Genomic DNA, 14,531 nt, shown 5'->3' on the forward strand with positions numbered 1-14,531 from the left:
GCCCATTCCGGCAGGGCGACCCTTGCCGGACCTTGGTGTTTGCGGCCCCCGCGAGGGGTGTCCTGTCGCCCGGACCCCGCCGAGGGGAAGGGAAAGGAAAGCACCTTTCACCAGCGCGCATCCCGCGCCAACCGAAAGGATCCAGCCGTGACCAAACGCACGTCTGCCAAGTACAAGATCGACCGCCGCATGGGCGAGAACATCTGGGGCCGTCCCAAGTCCCCGGTGAACCGCCGCGAATACGGCCCCGGCCAGCACGGCCAGCGCCGCAAGGGCAAGCTCTCCGATTTCGGCATCCAGCTGCGCGCCAAGCAGAAGCTGAAGGGTCACTACGGCGACCTGACCGAAAAGCAGTTCCGCCGCATCTATGCCGAGGCAGAGCGTCTGCGCGGCGACACCGGTGAAAACCTCGTCGGCCTGCTGGAGCGTCGCCTCGATTCGGTCGTCTACCGCGCCAAGTGGGTGCCGACGATCTTCGCCGCGCGCCAGTTCGTGAACCACGGCCACGTCACCGTGAACGGCCGCCGGGTGAACATCCCCTCCTACCGCGTGAAGGAAGGCGACGTCATCCAGATCCGCGAGAAGTCGCGCCAGCTCGCCTCCGTGCTCGAGGCGCTGAGCCTGTCCGAGCGGGACCAGCCGGAATATCTGGACTGCGACAACTCCAAGATGACCGCGACCTTCGTGCGCACGCCGGGCCTGTCGGACATCCCCTACGCGGTGCAGATGGAACCGAACCTCGTGGTCGAATTCTACGCGAAGAACTGATCTTCGCCGCACCACCGGATTTCAGCGGGTCGCCCTCGGGCGGCCCGTTTGCGTTTGCGCGGTCCCCGCGACGATTGCCCCATTGCCCCCGATGCTCTAAGCGCGGTCCCCGACACGCGACTTGCAGGACGGGAGCCCGCCCATGGATACCGAGTACCCCAATTACGGCCGCATCGACGGCGCGGTCGTCATCATCGGCTTCGGCTCGATCGGGCAGGGGACGCTGCCGCTGATCGAGCGGCATTTCGAGTACGACGCCCACGACATCCACGTCATCGAGCCGTCGAACCAGCACCACACCTTCCTGCGCCAGCGCGGGGTCAAACATCACCCGGTCGCCCTGACCCCGGACAATTACCGCGAGATCCTCGGCCCGCTCTTCGAGAAGGGCGGGTTCTGCGTGAACCTGTCGGTCGACACGTCCTCGCTCGACATCATGCGCTTCTGCCGCGAGATCGGCGTGCTCTATATCGACACGGTGGTGGAGCCTTGGGCCGGGTTCTATTTCGACATGGACGGCGACCCGGCGGAGCGGACGAACTATGCGCTGCGCGAGACGGTGCGCGCGGAGAAGCGGGCCAATCCCGGCGGCCCCACCGCCGTGTCCTGCTGCGGCGCCAATCCCGGCATGGTGTCGTGGTTCGTCAAGCAGGCCCTGCTCGACATCGCGCGCGACACTGGCCGCGACGCGACCGCTCCGACCAGCCGCGAAGGCTGGGCCGCGCTGATGCAGGACGTCGGCGTGCACGGCATCCACATCGCCGAGCGCGACACCCAGCAGTCGAGCCGCGCGAAGCCAATCGGCACCTTCGTCAACACCTGGTCGGTCGAGGGCTTCCTGTCCGAAGGGTTCCAGCCTGCCGAACTGGGCTGGGGCACCAAGGAGACATGGCAGCCCGAGGGGGCGCGCGGGCATGACAGCGGCTGCCAGGCCGCGATCTTCCTGCCGACCGTCGGCGCGGCCACCAAGGTCCGGACCTGGTGCCCGACGCCGGGGCCGCAATACGGCTTCCTCGTCACGCATAACGAGGCGATCTCGATTGCCGACTATTTCACGGTGGGCGAGGGGGCGAGGCCCGAGTATCGCCCGACCTGCCACTACGCCTACCACCCGGCGGACGACGCGGTGCTGTCCTTCCACGAGACCTTCGGCTCGGGCAAGGTGCAGGACAAGCTGCACATCATGGACGAGACCGAGATCACCGGCGGCGTCGACGAGCTGGGCGTCCTGCTCTACGGCCATGACAAGAACGCCTATTGGTATGGCTCGCGCCTGTCGATCGAGGAGACGCGGGACCTCGCCCCCTATCAGAACGCCACCGGCCTGCAGGTGACGAGCGCGGTGCTCGCCGGGATGGTCTGGGCGCTGGAAAACCCGGAAGCCGGGATCGTCGAGACCGAGGAGATGGACCACGCCCGCTGTCTGGAAGTGCAGATGCCCTATCTCGGCCCGGTCGAGGGGCACTACACCGACTGGACGCCGGTCACGCAGCGCCTGCCGCACGAAACGGACCTCGACCGCGACACGCCGTGGAGCTTCCGCAACACGCTGGTTCGCTGAATTTGCGAAGGCCCCGGTTCCAAGCCGGGGCCTCGCCCCACCCGCGACGATCCGCCCGGCAACCCATGCCGCATCTTGCCGTTGGTCCTCCGAAAGGGAGACCGACGATGAAGTACTACGTCAATCACGAGACCAAGAACGGCGGCACGCATGTCGTTCATTCCGAGGAGTGCCAGTTCCTGCCCAACGAGGATAAACGCACCGCACTCGGGGATTACGCCAAGTGCGAAACGGCGATGAAGCACGCGAAGGACGAATATGCCACCGTCAACGGCTGCGCCACCTGCTGCCCGGACTGTCACGACTGACCGGGCAGCGTGGAGGGCTCAGACCAGGAGGTCGCCCTCCGCCTCTCCGTCCCAGTAGTGCAGACGCTCGGCCTTCACCACGATCATGACGAGGCCGGGCGTGTCCGTCCCCTCCTTGAACCAGTATTCCAGATCGGGGTTCCAATGCGCCTCGAACGCCGCCTTGTCGCGCACGATCTCCGCCCGACCTTGGGCCGAGAGGTAGAGTGGCGGCTTGCCGACGACACCGGCGAGGCCCGCGCTGCCCTCCATCGTCAGGATAACCTGCGGATCGCGGCCGATATCGGCGACCATCCGCGTGCTGTCGAGTGCGAAGAACCGGCTGGTGCCGTCATAGTCGACATCGCGGTTGTTGCTCATGGGGCGCGCGGCCAGCGCGCCGCCCTCGGTCTTCGTCACCAGCATCGCGAAGTCGATATCGGCCATCTTCGCGGCGATGTCCTGCATGCTCATCTCACTCATTGGCTGAAACTCCCTGCCTGTCACTGACCTGCCGCAAGGTAAGCCGTGGCGGACAAGCTGCCATAAGCTTTTCATCCGTATCGCAGCCCCTGTTTTCCGGGGCGTCGTGATGCTAGTCCATGAAAATGACGATCGAGCGCCAGGACGATATCGCGCGGATCAGGCGCAGCTGGGCCCGCGTCGCCGCGGGCGGCGACGTGGTTGCGAGGCTGTTCTACATCCGGCTGTTCGAGATCTCGCCCCAGACGCGTGCGATGTTCGGGACCGGGATGTCCGATCAGGCGCGCAAGCTGATGCAGACACTCAACTGGATCGTAGACCATGTCGATCAGCCCGCGGCCCTCGCGCCCGAGGCGCGCGCGCTGGCCGTGCGCCACGTGTCGTACGGCGTCCGTCCCGATCAGTATCCGGCCGTGGGCCAAGCCCTGATCGACACCTTGTCGGCCTCGCTGGGCGATGATTTCAACGAGAAGGACGCCGCCGCTTGGGGCCGGGTCTACGGCACCCTGTCGGCTTTGATGATCGCCGCAGCCTATCCCGACGAGGCTCAATAGGCGCCACGTCCGGCCAGCACGGCCCGCGCGGTCAGCGCCAGCAGCAGCATGTCGAGCAGGACCGAGCGGCTGCGGATATAGGCCAGATCCATCGCGACCATGCGCCCGAAGGCGATCTCTGCGCGGCCCGAGACCTGCCAGATGCCGGTGATGCCGGGAACCGCGCGCAGGCGGCGCAGGGCCCCGATCGGGTAGGCGGCCACTTCCTCGGGCAAGGCGGGTCGGGGGCCGACCAGCGACATGTCGCCCCGGATGACGTTCCACAGCTGCGGCAGCTCGTCGAGCGAATAGCGCCGGATGAGACCCCCCACGGGCGTCAGGCGGGGATCGTCGCGCATCTTGAAGCAGACCCCCTCGCGTTCGCTCTGGCCCAGCAGGGCGGCGCGCCGCGCTTCGGCATCGACATGCATCGACCGGAACTTGAGCATCGTGAACCGCTCGCCATCGAGGCCCACGCGCTCCTGCCGGAACAGGACCGGCCCGCGGCTGGTCAGCCGGACCGCGAGGGCAGTCCCGATCAGGACTGGCGAGAGGGCGACGAGCGCGGCACTCGCCACGGTCAGGTCGAGCAGGCGTTTCGTCCACGGCATCGCGTCGGACCGCGGGCGGGGGGTGCGCAGCGCATTGCGGGCGGCCCGCCAGACGAAGGCGGGATTGCCCAGCACGTAGCGCCGGAACATCCGCCGGGGCTCGACCGCGAGACGCCAGGTCCATTCGAGCCCGGCACGGCGCAGCGATCCTGGCGCGCGGGGGACCACGCCCGCCTCGAAATCGAACAGCGCGCCGACGCCCATCGCGAGTCGGGCGTCGAGTTGGCGGCGATGGCGGTAGAGCCAGCTCTCCTGCATCGGCACGCCCATCGCGACGAGCACGATATCGGCCCCGCTCTCGTTAATCCGGGCGATGACCGCGTCGCTGTCCGCCTCGTCGAAGAAACCGTCCCGGGTGCCCGCGATCCGCAGGCCGGGAACCGCGAGCGTCAACTTGCGGGCGGCCTCTCGCGCTATGCCGGGTCGTGCGCCGAGCAGGTAGATCGACAATCCGCGTCGCGCAGCTTCCCGACAGAGGGGATGGCTCAGGTCGGTGCCGTTGAGATTATGGTCGAGTCTGCGTCCCGCCATCCGGGCGGCGAGCGCCATGCCCGACCCGTCGGGCAGCAGGAAATCCGCGGCTCGCAGCGCCCTCTTGTAGGCCGTATCGCGGGCGGCGACGTTCACGCAATGCGCGTTGACAAAGGCCGCCGTGGTTCGGCCGGGCCGGTCGAGCAAGGCGGCGATGGCGGTGATGCGGTCCGCATCGGCGATGCGCAGACCGAAGAGAGAGAGTGTCTTGACCATGATGGCCTCCTTGATTGTGTCGGAGGTCATGCTGCCGGGGCGAGGGTGGCTCCGCGACGTCGCGGACGGTCAAGGCGGGCATTCGTTCGAGCCGGGGAATCTCCCTCCGGATCAGGGCTTTGGGCCGCTTGCGCAGGCGTGCCTATCCTTTCGGATAGGCGGCCTGTCCGCCTGCGCCGTTGCACTGCCGGATCGTGCCACGCTACTCGCGCAAGGGAGGGGGGCACGTGATGGAGATCGACGTATTCGCGGCAGGCGGGCTCGAGGCCACCGCCTTGAGCCAGTCTTTCGACACTTGGCTGGCACGGCACGAGACCGCGCCCGATCTCGTCGTTCTGACCGAGAGCGTGGGGTGCGAAGGCGCGGGCCTGGCTGAGCGGCTCACCGGTATCGGCGCGGTTCATGGATCGACCAGTTGCCTCGGCGTGATGTCGCAGGACGGCCCCCATATCGTTCAGGGCGCGGGCGCCTTCGGCATCTGGGATCCTACGGGCGATTACGGGTCCGCGATGCGACCGTTCGGAAACGATGCGCGCGGTGCGGCGCGTGCGGCGTTGGACGCCGCCCTTCTAGCCGCCGATCGGCCCGGCGAGGCTCCCGATCTCATATGGCTGTCTTCCTCTCCCGGACGGGAGGAGGAGATATTGTCGGGGATCGCGGAGGCCGTCGGCGAGAATGTGCCGGTGCTCGGCGGCAGCGCCGCGGATGACGATGTTTCGGGCAACTGGCGGGTGTTCGACGCCGAAGGCTCCGCGGCGGACGGTGTGGTGATCTCCGTTCTCTTCCCCTCCACCCGCGTCAGCTTCGCCTATCACAACGGCTATGCGCCCACGGCTCATGCGGGCACCGTGACGTCCGCCGAGGGCCGCCTGCTGCGCGAAATCGACGGGCGCCCCGCGGCGCAGGTCTACCGCGACTGGACCGGTCCCGATCTGATACCGTCCGGGGTGGAGGAGACGACCGCCATCCTGTCGGAAAGCACGCTCACGCCGCTCGGTCTCTTTCTCGATCGGGTCGGGGACGTGCCCTATTACCTGCTCGCCCACCCGGCGGGCATGACGCCCGAGGGGCACCTGGAACTGTTCGCCGACGTGGCCGAGGGAGACGAGCTGACATTGATGTCGGGCTCCCCGGACCGGCTGACGGAGCGCGCGGGCAAGGTCGCCTCCCTCGCCGTGCAGGCCGGCGGTGGCCGACCGGAAGCCTTCGCCGGGGCGCTGGTGATCTATTGCGGCGGCTGCATGCTGGCCGTGCAGGACCGGCTGGAGGACGTGACCTCGGGCCTGCGCGATGCGCTGCCCGGCGTGCCGTTCCTCGGCAGCTTCACCTTCGGGGAGCAGGGCGTCGTGCTCGACGGGCGCAATCGTCATGGCAACCTCATGATCTCGGCGGTACTCTTCGAAGCCTGATCGTCGGAGGGCTGCATGGAGAACGACGAGCGCCTGCGCGAAGCCTTGATCGAGCTGGAGACCCTGCGGCAGCGGGAGGCGGAACGCCTTAGCGAGACGCAGGCGCTTCTCTCGGCCGTCGAGGCGCTGGCTGCCCGGCCGGATGTCGAGGAAGGGCTCGCAGCACTTCTGGCATCGATCCGCACGTCGCTGGACTGCGGCGGCGTCGCGCTGTTCGAGGCGGATGGCACGACGCTGTTCCTGCGGCTGCCGGTCGAACACGCGACGCGGACGGGCTGGGACGCGCCGGGGCTGCTGACACGCGCGCGGCGCATCGTCGACCTGCACGGCGTGCGCGGTCTGTGGCAGATGCCACCCGAGGCCCTGTCCGAGTGGCGCGCCCTGATGTCGGTGCCGCTGGAGGCGGGCGAGGCGACCTTCGTTCTCGCTGCGCATGACCAAGCGACCGGGGCCTTCGGCGCGCGGGATGCAGAGCTGCTCTCGCGCCTCGCGCCCATCGTGGGGCAGGCGATCCTGCGCCGCGACCTGGAACGGCGCAATGCCTTCCTCGCCAGCGTCATCGACCGCTCTCCGACTTCGGTGGCCATCGCGCGGGCCGAGGGGGACCTGCCCCTCGTCTACGTCAACGATGCCTTCACCACGCTCACCGGCTACACGGCCGACGAGGTCCTCGGCCGGAACTGCCGCGTGATGTCGGACGAACCGGCAGATGCCCCGGTGCGCCGTCAGATCCGCCAGGTCCTCGCCGACCGTGGCTCCGGCACCTTCATCCTGCGCAACCGCCGGAAGGATGGGAGCGCCTTCTGGAACCGGCTGGAGCTGCTGTCGATCGAGGATACGGAGGGGCGCGCCACCCATATCGTCGCCACGCAGTCCGACGCCACCGCCCGCATTCAGGCGGAGATGGAACGGGACCATGCGCAGCGACGGCTCGAAGACGCCCTCGCCGCGACGTCCGAGGGCTTCCTGATCCTGGGACGCGACGGCGACGTGCGGTTTGCCAACGCGACCTTCGCGCAGCTCATCGCGCCCGATCGCGTCACCCGCGATGCGCCTTTGCCGCGTCCGTTAGCCATGCGGCTGCTCGATGCGCAGCCGGGTGTCGCGCCGGATCGACGCCTCGCCGGTTTCGACCGGCCCATCAGTCATGAGATCGTGGGCGGTGACGGGCGGCAGCTTCTGCTGCGCGCGCGTCCCATTCCCGATGGCGGCGCGGTCATCACGTTGACCGATGTCACGCAGCTCAAGGTCAACGAACGCCTCCTGCGCCAGCGGCTCGCGGCGATCGAGCGCAGCCAGGACGGTATCGCCATCGGCGACATGGACGGTCGCATCATCGACGCGAATCCCAGTCTGCTCTCGCTCTGGGGTCTGGCGGACGAGGCCGGGGCGCTCGGGCGCCGCTGGCATGGTTTCTACGAACCGGAGGCCGCCGAGGCGTTCCGCTCGCAGGAAGCGGCATTCCGTCTGCAAGGTCTCTACCGCGGAGAGGCGCGGATCGCGCTGCCGGGGGGGCATCGGACGCACGAGATATCGCTCAGCCTCGTGCCCGATCTCGGCAGCATCCTCGTCGTGCGCGACGTGACCGACCGGCTGCGGGACATGGCGGAGCGCGACGAGATGCGCCGCGCGCTCGATCAGGCGCAGGCGCAGGAGCGGTTGCATCGGATCTCGGCAGGGTTGGCGCATGATTTCAACAATCTGCTCTCTGCGATTCTGGGTTCGGCGGAGTTGCTCGACACGTCCGAGGGGCTGGACGTGGGCGCGCGCGCTGCGACGGGCCGGATCCGCTCCGCCGCCGGTCGTGCGGCCGAGCTGGTGGAGGGTCTGCTCGACTTCGGCGCGCGCGAGAAGACCGCCGAGAGCGTGGACCTCGGCCGCGTGCTTGCCAATACGGTGGACCTCGCCCGCGCGGGTGCACCGACGTCCGCGCGGCTGACACTCGATCTGGGCGACCGACCCGTCACGGTCGAGGCGAGCCGGACGGACCTCTTGCAAGTCGTCATGAACCTGCTCGTCAATGCGATCGATGCGCTGGGCGGCGAGCCGGGCGAGGTGCGTATCTCCCTCGACCATCCCGCCCCGGTGGAGGGCCTCGATGTGGCCATCGGTTCCGTCGAGGCGGGCCGCGACTATGCCCGGATCGAGGTCGCCGATACCGGGCCGGGCATGCCGCCCGAGACGGTCGCGCGGATGCTCGAGCCCTACTTCACCACCAAGGGCAACAGCGGCACGGGCCTGGGTCTGGCCATCGTGAGCACCATCCTCGGCGATGCGGGCGGATTGCTGGCCATCGACAGCGCGCCGGGTCGGGGGACGCGGATGCAGGTGTTCTGGCCGATGGGCAACGCACGGCCGGAGCGCTCCGCCCACCCTGTCGGGCGTAGATCGGACCGGGTGGACCTGCCGCTGCTGGTCCTCGACGACCTGCCGGAGGTCGCGGCCTCCCACGCCGCGATGCTGGCCAGTGCAGGCTACGAGGTTGCCGAGCTCGGCGACCCCGTCATGGCTTTGGAAGCGATCGCCGAGGATCCCGATGGCTGGGGCTGTCTCGTATCGGATTACGACATGCCGGGCTTGAGCGGTGGCGATCTGATCGAACGGCTCGCCATCGTGGCGCCTGACGTGCCCGTCATCGTCGTCAGCGCGCTGGCCCGGCGTCTGACCGATCGGCGCCTCGACCGGGCGAGCCAGGTTTTGCAGAAACCCGTGACGCCCGATAGGCTGCAAGCCGCCGTCCGGTCCGCACTCGGGCGTGGCGAGGGAGAGACGCGATGAGATTGCTGCTTGCCGACGATCACGAACTGGTCCGCGACACGATCGTCGCCTTTCTTGACCAACAGCCTGATTTCACCGTCGTGGCGGTCAGCGATCTGCCGCAGGCGCTGGCGCGCGTGGAGGAGGGGTTCGACCTCGTCCTGCTCGACTACGACATGCCGGGGATGGAAGGGCTGACGGGGCTCGCACGGATGCGGGAGGCCAGCGATGCGCCGGTCGCCATCCTGTCCGGCAGCGCCGACCGCGGCGTCGCGCAGCAGGCGCTGGACCAGGGCGCGGTCGGGTTCGTGCCGAAGACGATGGGCGCGAAATCGCTGGTCAACGCCATCCGGTTCATGGCCGAGGGGGAGGTCTACGCCCCCGTCAAGTTCATGACCGAGGCACCCGCCGACCCGCCGCACCCGTTGGCCGAGATTCTGACCGAACGGGAGATGCAGGTCCTGGACGGCCTGTGCCGGGGCTTGTCGAACAAGGAGATCGCGCGGGAGATCGACCTGCAGGAGGTGACGGTGAAGCTGCACGTCAAGACCGCCTGTCGCAAGCTCGACGCGAAGAACCGCACGCAAGCCGCACTCGCGGCGAAGGCGGCGGGGCTGTTCTGATCTATCCCTTCGGATAGCTGCCTGTCCGACCGCGCCCGGCCGCTGACCGGAGGCGCGCATCACGCCATGCTCGCCATCCGGTAGACCTCCTGACAGGAGGTTCCCGCCATGCTTCGCAAACTCGCCCTCGCCCGTTCGCTGCCCACGCCCGCCCGCGTCCTGCGCGGCGGTCGCATGACCGATGCCGGGCGGCTGCCCCGCTACGCGCTGATCTTCGCGCTGGGGGCGGGCGCGCTTTGGACGCCGATCGCGACCTACGTGACGATGACGCCGCCGAGCTACACCTCCGAGGTCTCGCTGATCCTGCCGGGGTCGGGGGCGCAAGCCTCGGTCAACCTCGCCGATATCGGGCAGGCGTCGACCTCCTCCGCCTCGGCGTTTTCCTCGTCGCGCGTCAGCCCGACCCAGACCTACAAACGTCTGCTCGGTGCCAACCGGACGCTGGCGCGGGCGGCCGCGCAACTCGACCTTGACCTGCCAGCGCTCGGCGCGCCCCGCGTGCGGCTGGTGGACGAGACCTCGCTGATCCATTTCGAGATGACCGGCCCGAGCCCCGAGGCCGCGCAGGCTCGCGCCGCGGCGGTGCTCGACATCTTCCTGCACGAACTGGACCTGCTGCGCGAGGATGAGCGCGGGCATCGCGAGGGCGTGGCCCGAGCCGCCATCGCGGACTACCAGACCGCCGTGGCCGATCTGCGCCGAGCCATCGCCGAGGTCCAGACCGCGAGCGGCCTTCTCTCCTTCGAGCACTACCAGCAGCTGATCGCCGAGCGCGACGCGCTGTCGGGCCGGATGGAGGCTGCCGAGGCCGCGCACGGTGCGGCGGACGCGGCCGTGCGCGCCCTGTCGGCCCGGCTCGGCGTCGCGCCCGAAGTGGCTGCGCGCAACCTGCGCCTGCACGCTGATCCGGAATTCCAGGAACTCGCCGCCGCGCTGGCGCTGCAAGCCAGTACCCTCGCCGAACGGCGTGGTCAGCTGGGTGCGCGTCATCCGCAGGTCACTCACGCCTCGCATGCCGTCAATGGGTTGCGGGATCGCCTTGCCGCGCGCGGGCAGGCGGTGATCGGGACGGCGGCGGTGCTGGGAACGACCGCACTCGACCTTGCGTCCGACCCCTCGCGAGCAGGTCTCCTCTCCGACCTCGTCGCGCAGGCGAGCGAGCGGGAGGCGCGGGCCGCCACGCTGACCGCGTTGCAAGACCAGCTCTACCGGATCGAGGCGCGGATTGCCCGCCTTGCCCCACTCGCCGCTCGCCTCGACGCGCTGGAGGGTGAGTACCGGGTGGCGGAGACCGTCCTGTCCTCAGCCCTCGCCCGCACGGATACGTCGCAGGAGGACGTCTTCGCCTCCTACCCGCTGGTACAGGTGCTGGCCGATGCCTCGCTGCCCGATCGCGCGACGTCGCCCCGGCCGAAGATCGCCATCGCCGCGGGCGTCGCGGCCACGCTGATGCTGCTGATGGCGCTGGCGCTGGGCTGGATGCGCCGACCGCTGATCGACCGCCTGCTCGACCGGGGTGCGTCCGCGTGACCCTGCCCGAGCGCATCTGCTACCGCAGCCTGACCTGGACCTGGGGCTTCTACGCCATCGGCGCGCTCTACGTGGTGGGGCCGGTGCTCGCCTGGATGCTGGCGGGGCTGGCGGTCCTGTCGCTCTATCTCGGCCCGGCACTGCGGCGCGACCTGCGGCCGACCGGGCCGGTGCCGTGGGTGGTCTGGCTCTGGATCGCCGGGATGGCAGTCATGCTGGTGGCGCTGTGGGCCGGACACCTGAACTGGGATCTCGGCATGGGCCGCACCATCAAATCGTCGATCGGCTGGGCGAAGGGCTGGGCGCTGATGGCGCTGTTCCCGCTGGCCGGAGCCGTCTTGCAGATCCGGCGCGAGGTTCTGGTGCGCGCGCAATGTCGCCTCGGCCTCGTCACGCTGTGCCTGCTGCCGATGCTCGCCATCGCCCCCACCATCGGCCTGCCCGAGCGGATCCTGACCTCGCCGCTCAAGGCCGTCGGCGGGCCGGGCCCGGAATATTTCACCGTCTACCTCTACACGCTCGACCCGGCGAGCTGGACGCCGCGCTGGCAGTTCTTCGCCCCGTGGTCGCCCTTCGCGGGCCTTCTGGGCGTCGTCACGGTCCTTTTCGCGCTGGAGGAACGCCATCGGGGCTGGATGGCCGCGGGTCTGCTGGCGGGGCTTGCGATGGTGCTGATGTCCAAGAGCCGAATGAGCCTCGTCGCGCTCGTCGTCGCCAGTGTCGGCCCGCGGTTGATGCCGTTGGTGCTCAAGGTCTGGGCGTGGAGCGCCGTCTCCGCCGTCACGGCCTCGATGGCGGCACTGTGGACACCGCTCAGCGTCGCGGCGATGGACGCCGTCGCCGCCTTCAAGGGCGCACGCGCCGACAGCACTCGCGTGCGTGAGACGCTGCAACGCATCGCGCGGGAGCGCTGGGCCAACGAGAGCGTCTGGTTCGGCCACGGCCAGGTCGAGCCGGGGCCGCATATCGTGGAATACATGCCGATCGGATCTCATCACACCTGGTGGGCTCTGTTGTTCGTGAAGGGGCTGGTCGGCTTCTTCGCGTGGGCGGTGCCGTTCCTGGTCCATGCCGCCGTGACGGCGCGCGATGCGGTGGTGCACCCGCAGGGGCGGCTGCCCTTCGGGATCGTGCTGGTCATCGGCATCCTGTCGATGGGCGAGAACGTGGAGATCGAGGCCTACCTGCTGTGGCCCGCCCTCGTCATGCTGGGCATCCACCTGCGGGAGATGGCCGACCGGGCGTGAGGGCGGCACGGCGGGCCGGGTTCAGGCCACCTCGTCGAGCAGCCGACGCCACCCTTGGGCGAAGCGCTCGCCCGCATCCGCCACCCGCCACCGGGCGAGCTGCGCCCGCATCGCATTGTCTTCCGATGTCACGCGGGTCAGCGCCGCACTCCAGTCCTCGACACACAGCCGGTCCACCGCGATGGCTCCGTTCAAGGCATGGTCTTGCAACCCGTCGGCCCGGCTGACGAGCAGGGGGCGACCGGCCGCCAGCGCCTCCAGCGCGACGAGGCCATAGGGCTCGCGCCGCGAGGGCATGGCGATGGCGTCCACCCGTCCCATCGCGGCGACAGGATCGGACACGTGACCGTGGAACCGGATGCGCGGATGATCCTTGGCCAGTTCCTCAAGGTAAGCCCGCTCGGGCCCTTCGCCGAAGATCTCCAGCTGCACGCCCGCCGGATCCGCGTCACTAAAGGCGCGAATCAGAATGTCGAACCCCTTTTGCGGGTCGAGCCGCCCGAGCGCCCCGATCCGCCGCACGTCGCCAGCAGGCGCACGCAGCGCGAGGAACCGGGCGATGTCGACGTAAGGCGGCAGCAGGACGGCCTTTCCCTCCGCCAGCCCGGCGAACGGCACCAGCCAGTCGCGCTGCGCCGTGCTGATCGACACCACCCGGTCGAACAGGCTTAGCGAGGCGGTCAGCATGGCGCGGAAGCGCTTTCTGTTCGTCACGTGCAACGCGACGAAGGCCGGGGAGTAGCTGTGCTCGACATGAATGATGGGCAGCCGCGCATAGCGTGCGCGCAACGCGGCGAAGAAGGGCAGGTTGCGCCAACTCAAGACCACGTGGCTGACGATGACATCCGCCAGCGGCAGACGGGGAGGGGCGCTCAAGCCCCCGCGGACCACCACCACCTCATGCCGTCCGATCGCGGCCATGTCGGTATCGCTGCGGATGTGGTCGAGCAGCCGCGTCACGCCGCCGGGCCCGGTATCGTCCACGAGATGAACGACGCGCCTCATGCGACCCGCGCCCCCAACGCGCGTCGGATGACCGCCCGACCGCCGATGGTCAGAGCGATCGCCGCACCCAGCGTGCTCAGCGTCTTCAACGGCTCCTCGACCAACGGGCGGGGCGAAGATTTCAGCGCGTGCGTCAGCATCGACAGCGCCCGCTTCCCATCGCCCAGGCTGACCGCCCGCCGCGCCAGATAGCGCAGCTGATAGGCACGGGCGGCAGGCACGTGGCGGCGCGCGAAATCCGGCGCGATCCCGCGCACGCGATCCGCCACCCGCTCCCATGTCGCGTGCTGCTTCTCCAGGTTCGCCGACAGGCCGCTCGCCACGATGCGATAGCGGGTCAGCGGCGCGTCGAGGCCCGCGATCTCCCACCGGGTCGTCAGCATGATGCGCAGCCAGCATTCGATATCTTCCGACTGACGAAAGCTCTCGTCGAACCACCAGTCGCGCGCCTCTCCCGCGGGGCGCCAGGCGATCGCGTCGAGGCAGGCGCGCCGGATCACCGGGGTCGATCCATTGCTGACCGGGTTGCGCAGGAAGAGGTCGCGCGCGGTGATGCCGGCCACCTTCGGTCGCTGTCGCAGGCCCAGATCGCGGCCATCCTCCCCGATCAGCCGCGCGCCGGAGAAGGACAGCCCCACCTCGGGCCGCGCGTCGAGATGCGCGACATGGGCCGCGAGCTTGCCCGGCTCCCACAGGTCGTCGCCGTCGCAAAAGCCGACATAGTCCCCCCATGCCGCCGCGATCCCGCCATTGCGCGCGCCGGCCAGCCCGCGATTGATCTGCCGGACGAGCCGCAGCCGCGGATCGGTCTGCGCGCGCACCCACTCCGCCGTTCCGTCGGAGGAGCCGTCATCGACCACGATGACCTCGAAATCGTCGAACTCCTGCGCCAGCAGGCTGGCGACGGTGTCGGGCAGGGTGGTCAGCGTGTTGTAGGCAGGCACGACGATGCTGGCGCGGGGCATGGCAG

At 69.1% G+C, this 14,531-nt stretch carries 13 protein-coding genes; 9 read left to right on the forward strand and 4 right to left on the reverse strand.

Going from position 1 to position 14,531, the window contains the following annotated elements:
* The first annotated feature begins 147 nt into the window (after positions 1-147).
* From rpsD to RX333_RS11490, 3 genes are all read left to right on the forward strand, one after another.
* The gene (rpsD, locus tag RX333_RS11480) at positions 148-768 is read left to right on the forward strand and encodes a 30S ribosomal protein S4 (RefSeq protein ID WP_316015083.1); all 621 of its coding nucleotides are present in this window, start codon (positions 148-150) and stop codon (positions 766-768) included.
* A 142-nt stretch (positions 769-910) separates the two neighbouring features.
* Positions 911-2,329, forward strand: coding sequence for a homospermidine synthase (locus tag RX333_RS11485; protein ID WP_316015084.1), 1,419 nt, complete (start codon positions 911-913; stop codon positions 2,327-2,329).
* A 107-nt stretch (positions 2,330-2,436) separates the two neighbouring features.
* Positions 2,437-2,637 carry a hypothetical protein gene (locus RX333_RS11490; protein ID WP_316015085.1) on the forward strand — a complete coding sequence of 67 codons (201 nt, stop codon included), beginning with the start codon at positions 2,437-2,439 and terminating at the stop codon, positions 2,635-2,637.
* Positions 2,638-2,655: 18 nt separating this feature from the next.
* Here the strand turns inward: RX333_RS11490 and RX333_RS11495 are convergent, their stop codons facing one another.
* Positions 2,656-3,099 carry a pyridoxamine 5'-phosphate oxidase family protein gene (locus tag RX333_RS11495; RefSeq protein ID WP_316015086.1) on the reverse strand — a complete coding sequence of 148 codons (444 nt, stop codon included), beginning with the start codon at positions 3,097-3,099 and terminating at the stop codon, positions 2,656-2,658.
* A gap of 119 nt (positions 3,100-3,218) precedes the next feature.
* On the opposite strand from RX333_RS11495, the gene RX333_RS11500 reads away from it, so the two are divergent.
* Positions 3,219-3,653, forward strand: coding sequence for a globin domain-containing protein (locus tag RX333_RS11500; protein WP_316015087.1), 435 nt, complete (start codon positions 3,219-3,221; stop codon positions 3,651-3,653).
* Here the strand turns inward: RX333_RS11500 and RX333_RS11505 are convergent.
* Positions 3,647-4,990 carry a WecB/TagA/CpsF family glycosyltransferase gene (locus RX333_RS11505; protein WP_316015088.1) on the reverse strand — a complete coding sequence of 448 codons (1,344 nt, stop codon included), beginning with the start codon at positions 4,988-4,990 and terminating at the stop codon, positions 3,647-3,649. The two genes, RX333_RS11500 and RX333_RS11505, sit on opposite strands and share 7 nt — an antisense overlap.
* 230 nt (positions 4,991-5,220) lie before the next feature.
* Between RX333_RS11505 and RX333_RS11510 the strand changes: the two genes are divergently transcribed.
* From RX333_RS11510 to RX333_RS11530, 5 genes are all read left to right on the forward strand, one after another.
* Positions 5,221-6,399 carry an FIST signal transduction protein gene (locus RX333_RS11510; protein WP_316015089.1) on the forward strand — a complete coding sequence of 393 codons (1,179 nt, stop codon included), beginning with the start codon at positions 5,221-5,223 and terminating at the stop codon, positions 6,397-6,399.
* Between the two features lie 15 nt (positions 6,400-6,414).
* Positions 6,415-9,177, forward strand: a complete 2,763-nt coding sequence (locus tag RX333_RS11515) for a PAS domain S-box protein (protein WP_316015090.1) — start codon at positions 6,415-6,417, stop codon at positions 9,175-9,177.
* Entirely contained in the window at positions 9,174-9,779 is a 606-nt protein-coding gene (locus tag RX333_RS11520) for a response regulator transcription factor (RefSeq protein ID WP_316015091.1), read from the forward strand. The genes RX333_RS11515 and RX333_RS11520 overlap by 4 nt, the downstream gene beginning before the upstream one ends.
* Positions 9,780-9,887: 108 nt before the next feature.
* Positions 9,888-11,309 (forward strand): hypothetical protein, encoded by a 1,422-nt coding sequence (locus tag RX333_RS11525; RefSeq protein WP_316015092.1) that lies wholly within the window; start codon positions 9,888-9,890, stop codon positions 11,307-11,309.
* Positions 11,306-12,556, forward strand: coding sequence for an O-antigen ligase domain-containing protein (locus RX333_RS11530; protein WP_316015093.1), 1,251 nt, complete (start codon positions 11,306-11,308; stop codon positions 12,554-12,556). Before RX333_RS11525 ends, RX333_RS11530 begins: the two co-directional genes overlap by 4 nt.
* Before the next feature lie 21 nt (positions 12,557-12,577).
* On the opposite strand, the gene RX333_RS11535 is transcribed toward RX333_RS11530, so the two are convergent.
* Both RX333_RS11535 and RX333_RS11540 read right to left on the reverse strand, forming a co-directional pair.
* Positions 12,578-13,561, reverse strand: coding sequence for a glycosyltransferase (locus RX333_RS11535; protein WP_316015094.1), 984 nt, complete (start codon positions 13,559-13,561; stop codon positions 12,578-12,580).
* On the reverse strand, positions 13,558-14,526 hold the full coding sequence (locus tag RX333_RS11540; protein WP_316015095.1) for a glycosyltransferase family A protein: 969 nt from the start codon (positions 14,524-14,526) through the stop codon (positions 13,558-13,560). The genes RX333_RS11535 and RX333_RS11540 overlap by 4 nt, the downstream gene beginning before the upstream one ends.
* Between the last annotated feature and the right edge of the window lie 5 nt (positions 14,527-14,531).

The organism is Roseobacter sp. HKCCA0434, assembly GCF_032464675.1.
In the GTDB taxonomy this organism is placed as follows: domain Bacteria; phylum Pseudomonadota; class Alphaproteobacteria; order Rhodobacterales; family Rhodobacteraceae; genus Pontivivens.

Bases quoted from the DNA above. Each gene is read 5' to 3' on its own strand.
- RX333_RS11505 (WP_316015088.1), bottom strand. From the start codon at position 4,990: ATGGTCAAGACACTCTCTCTCTTCGGTCTGCGCATCGCCGATGCGGAC.
- RX333_RS11525 (WP_316015092.1), top strand. From the start codon at position 9,888: ATGCTTCGCAAACTCGCCCTCGCCCGTTCGCTGCCCACGCCCGCCCGC.
- RX333_RS11485 (WP_316015084.1), top strand. From the start codon at position 911: ATGGATACCGAGTACCCCAATTACGGCCGCATCGACGGCGCGGTCGTC.
- RX333_RS11520 (WP_316015091.1), top strand. From the start codon at position 9,174: ATGAGATTGCTGCTTGCCGACGATCACGAACTGGTCCGCGACACGATC.
- RX333_RS11490 (WP_316015085.1), top strand. From the start codon at position 2,437: ATGAAGTACTACGTCAATCACGAGACCAAGAACGGCGGCACGCATGTC.
- RX333_RS11535 (WP_316015094.1), bottom strand. From the start codon at position 13,561: ATGAGGCGCGTCGTTCATCTCGTGGACGATACCGGGCCCGGCGGCGTG.
- RX333_RS11495 (WP_316015086.1), bottom strand. From the start codon at position 3,099: ATGAGTGAGATGAGCATGCAGGACATCGCCGCGAAGATGGCCGATATC.
- RX333_RS11515 (WP_316015090.1), top strand. From the start codon at position 6,415: ATGGAGAACGACGAGCGCCTGCGCGAAGCCTTGATCGAGCTGGAGACC.
- RX333_RS11540 (WP_316015095.1), bottom strand. From the start codon at position 14,526: ATGCCCCGCGCCAGCATCGTCGTGCCTGCCTACAACACGCTGACCACC.
- RX333_RS11500 (WP_316015087.1), top strand. From the start codon at position 3,219: ATGAAAATGACGATCGAGCGCCAGGACGATATCGCGCGGATCAGGCGC.
- RX333_RS11510 (WP_316015089.1), top strand. From the start codon at position 5,221: ATGGAGATCGACGTATTCGCGGCAGGCGGGCTCGAGGCCACCGCCTTG.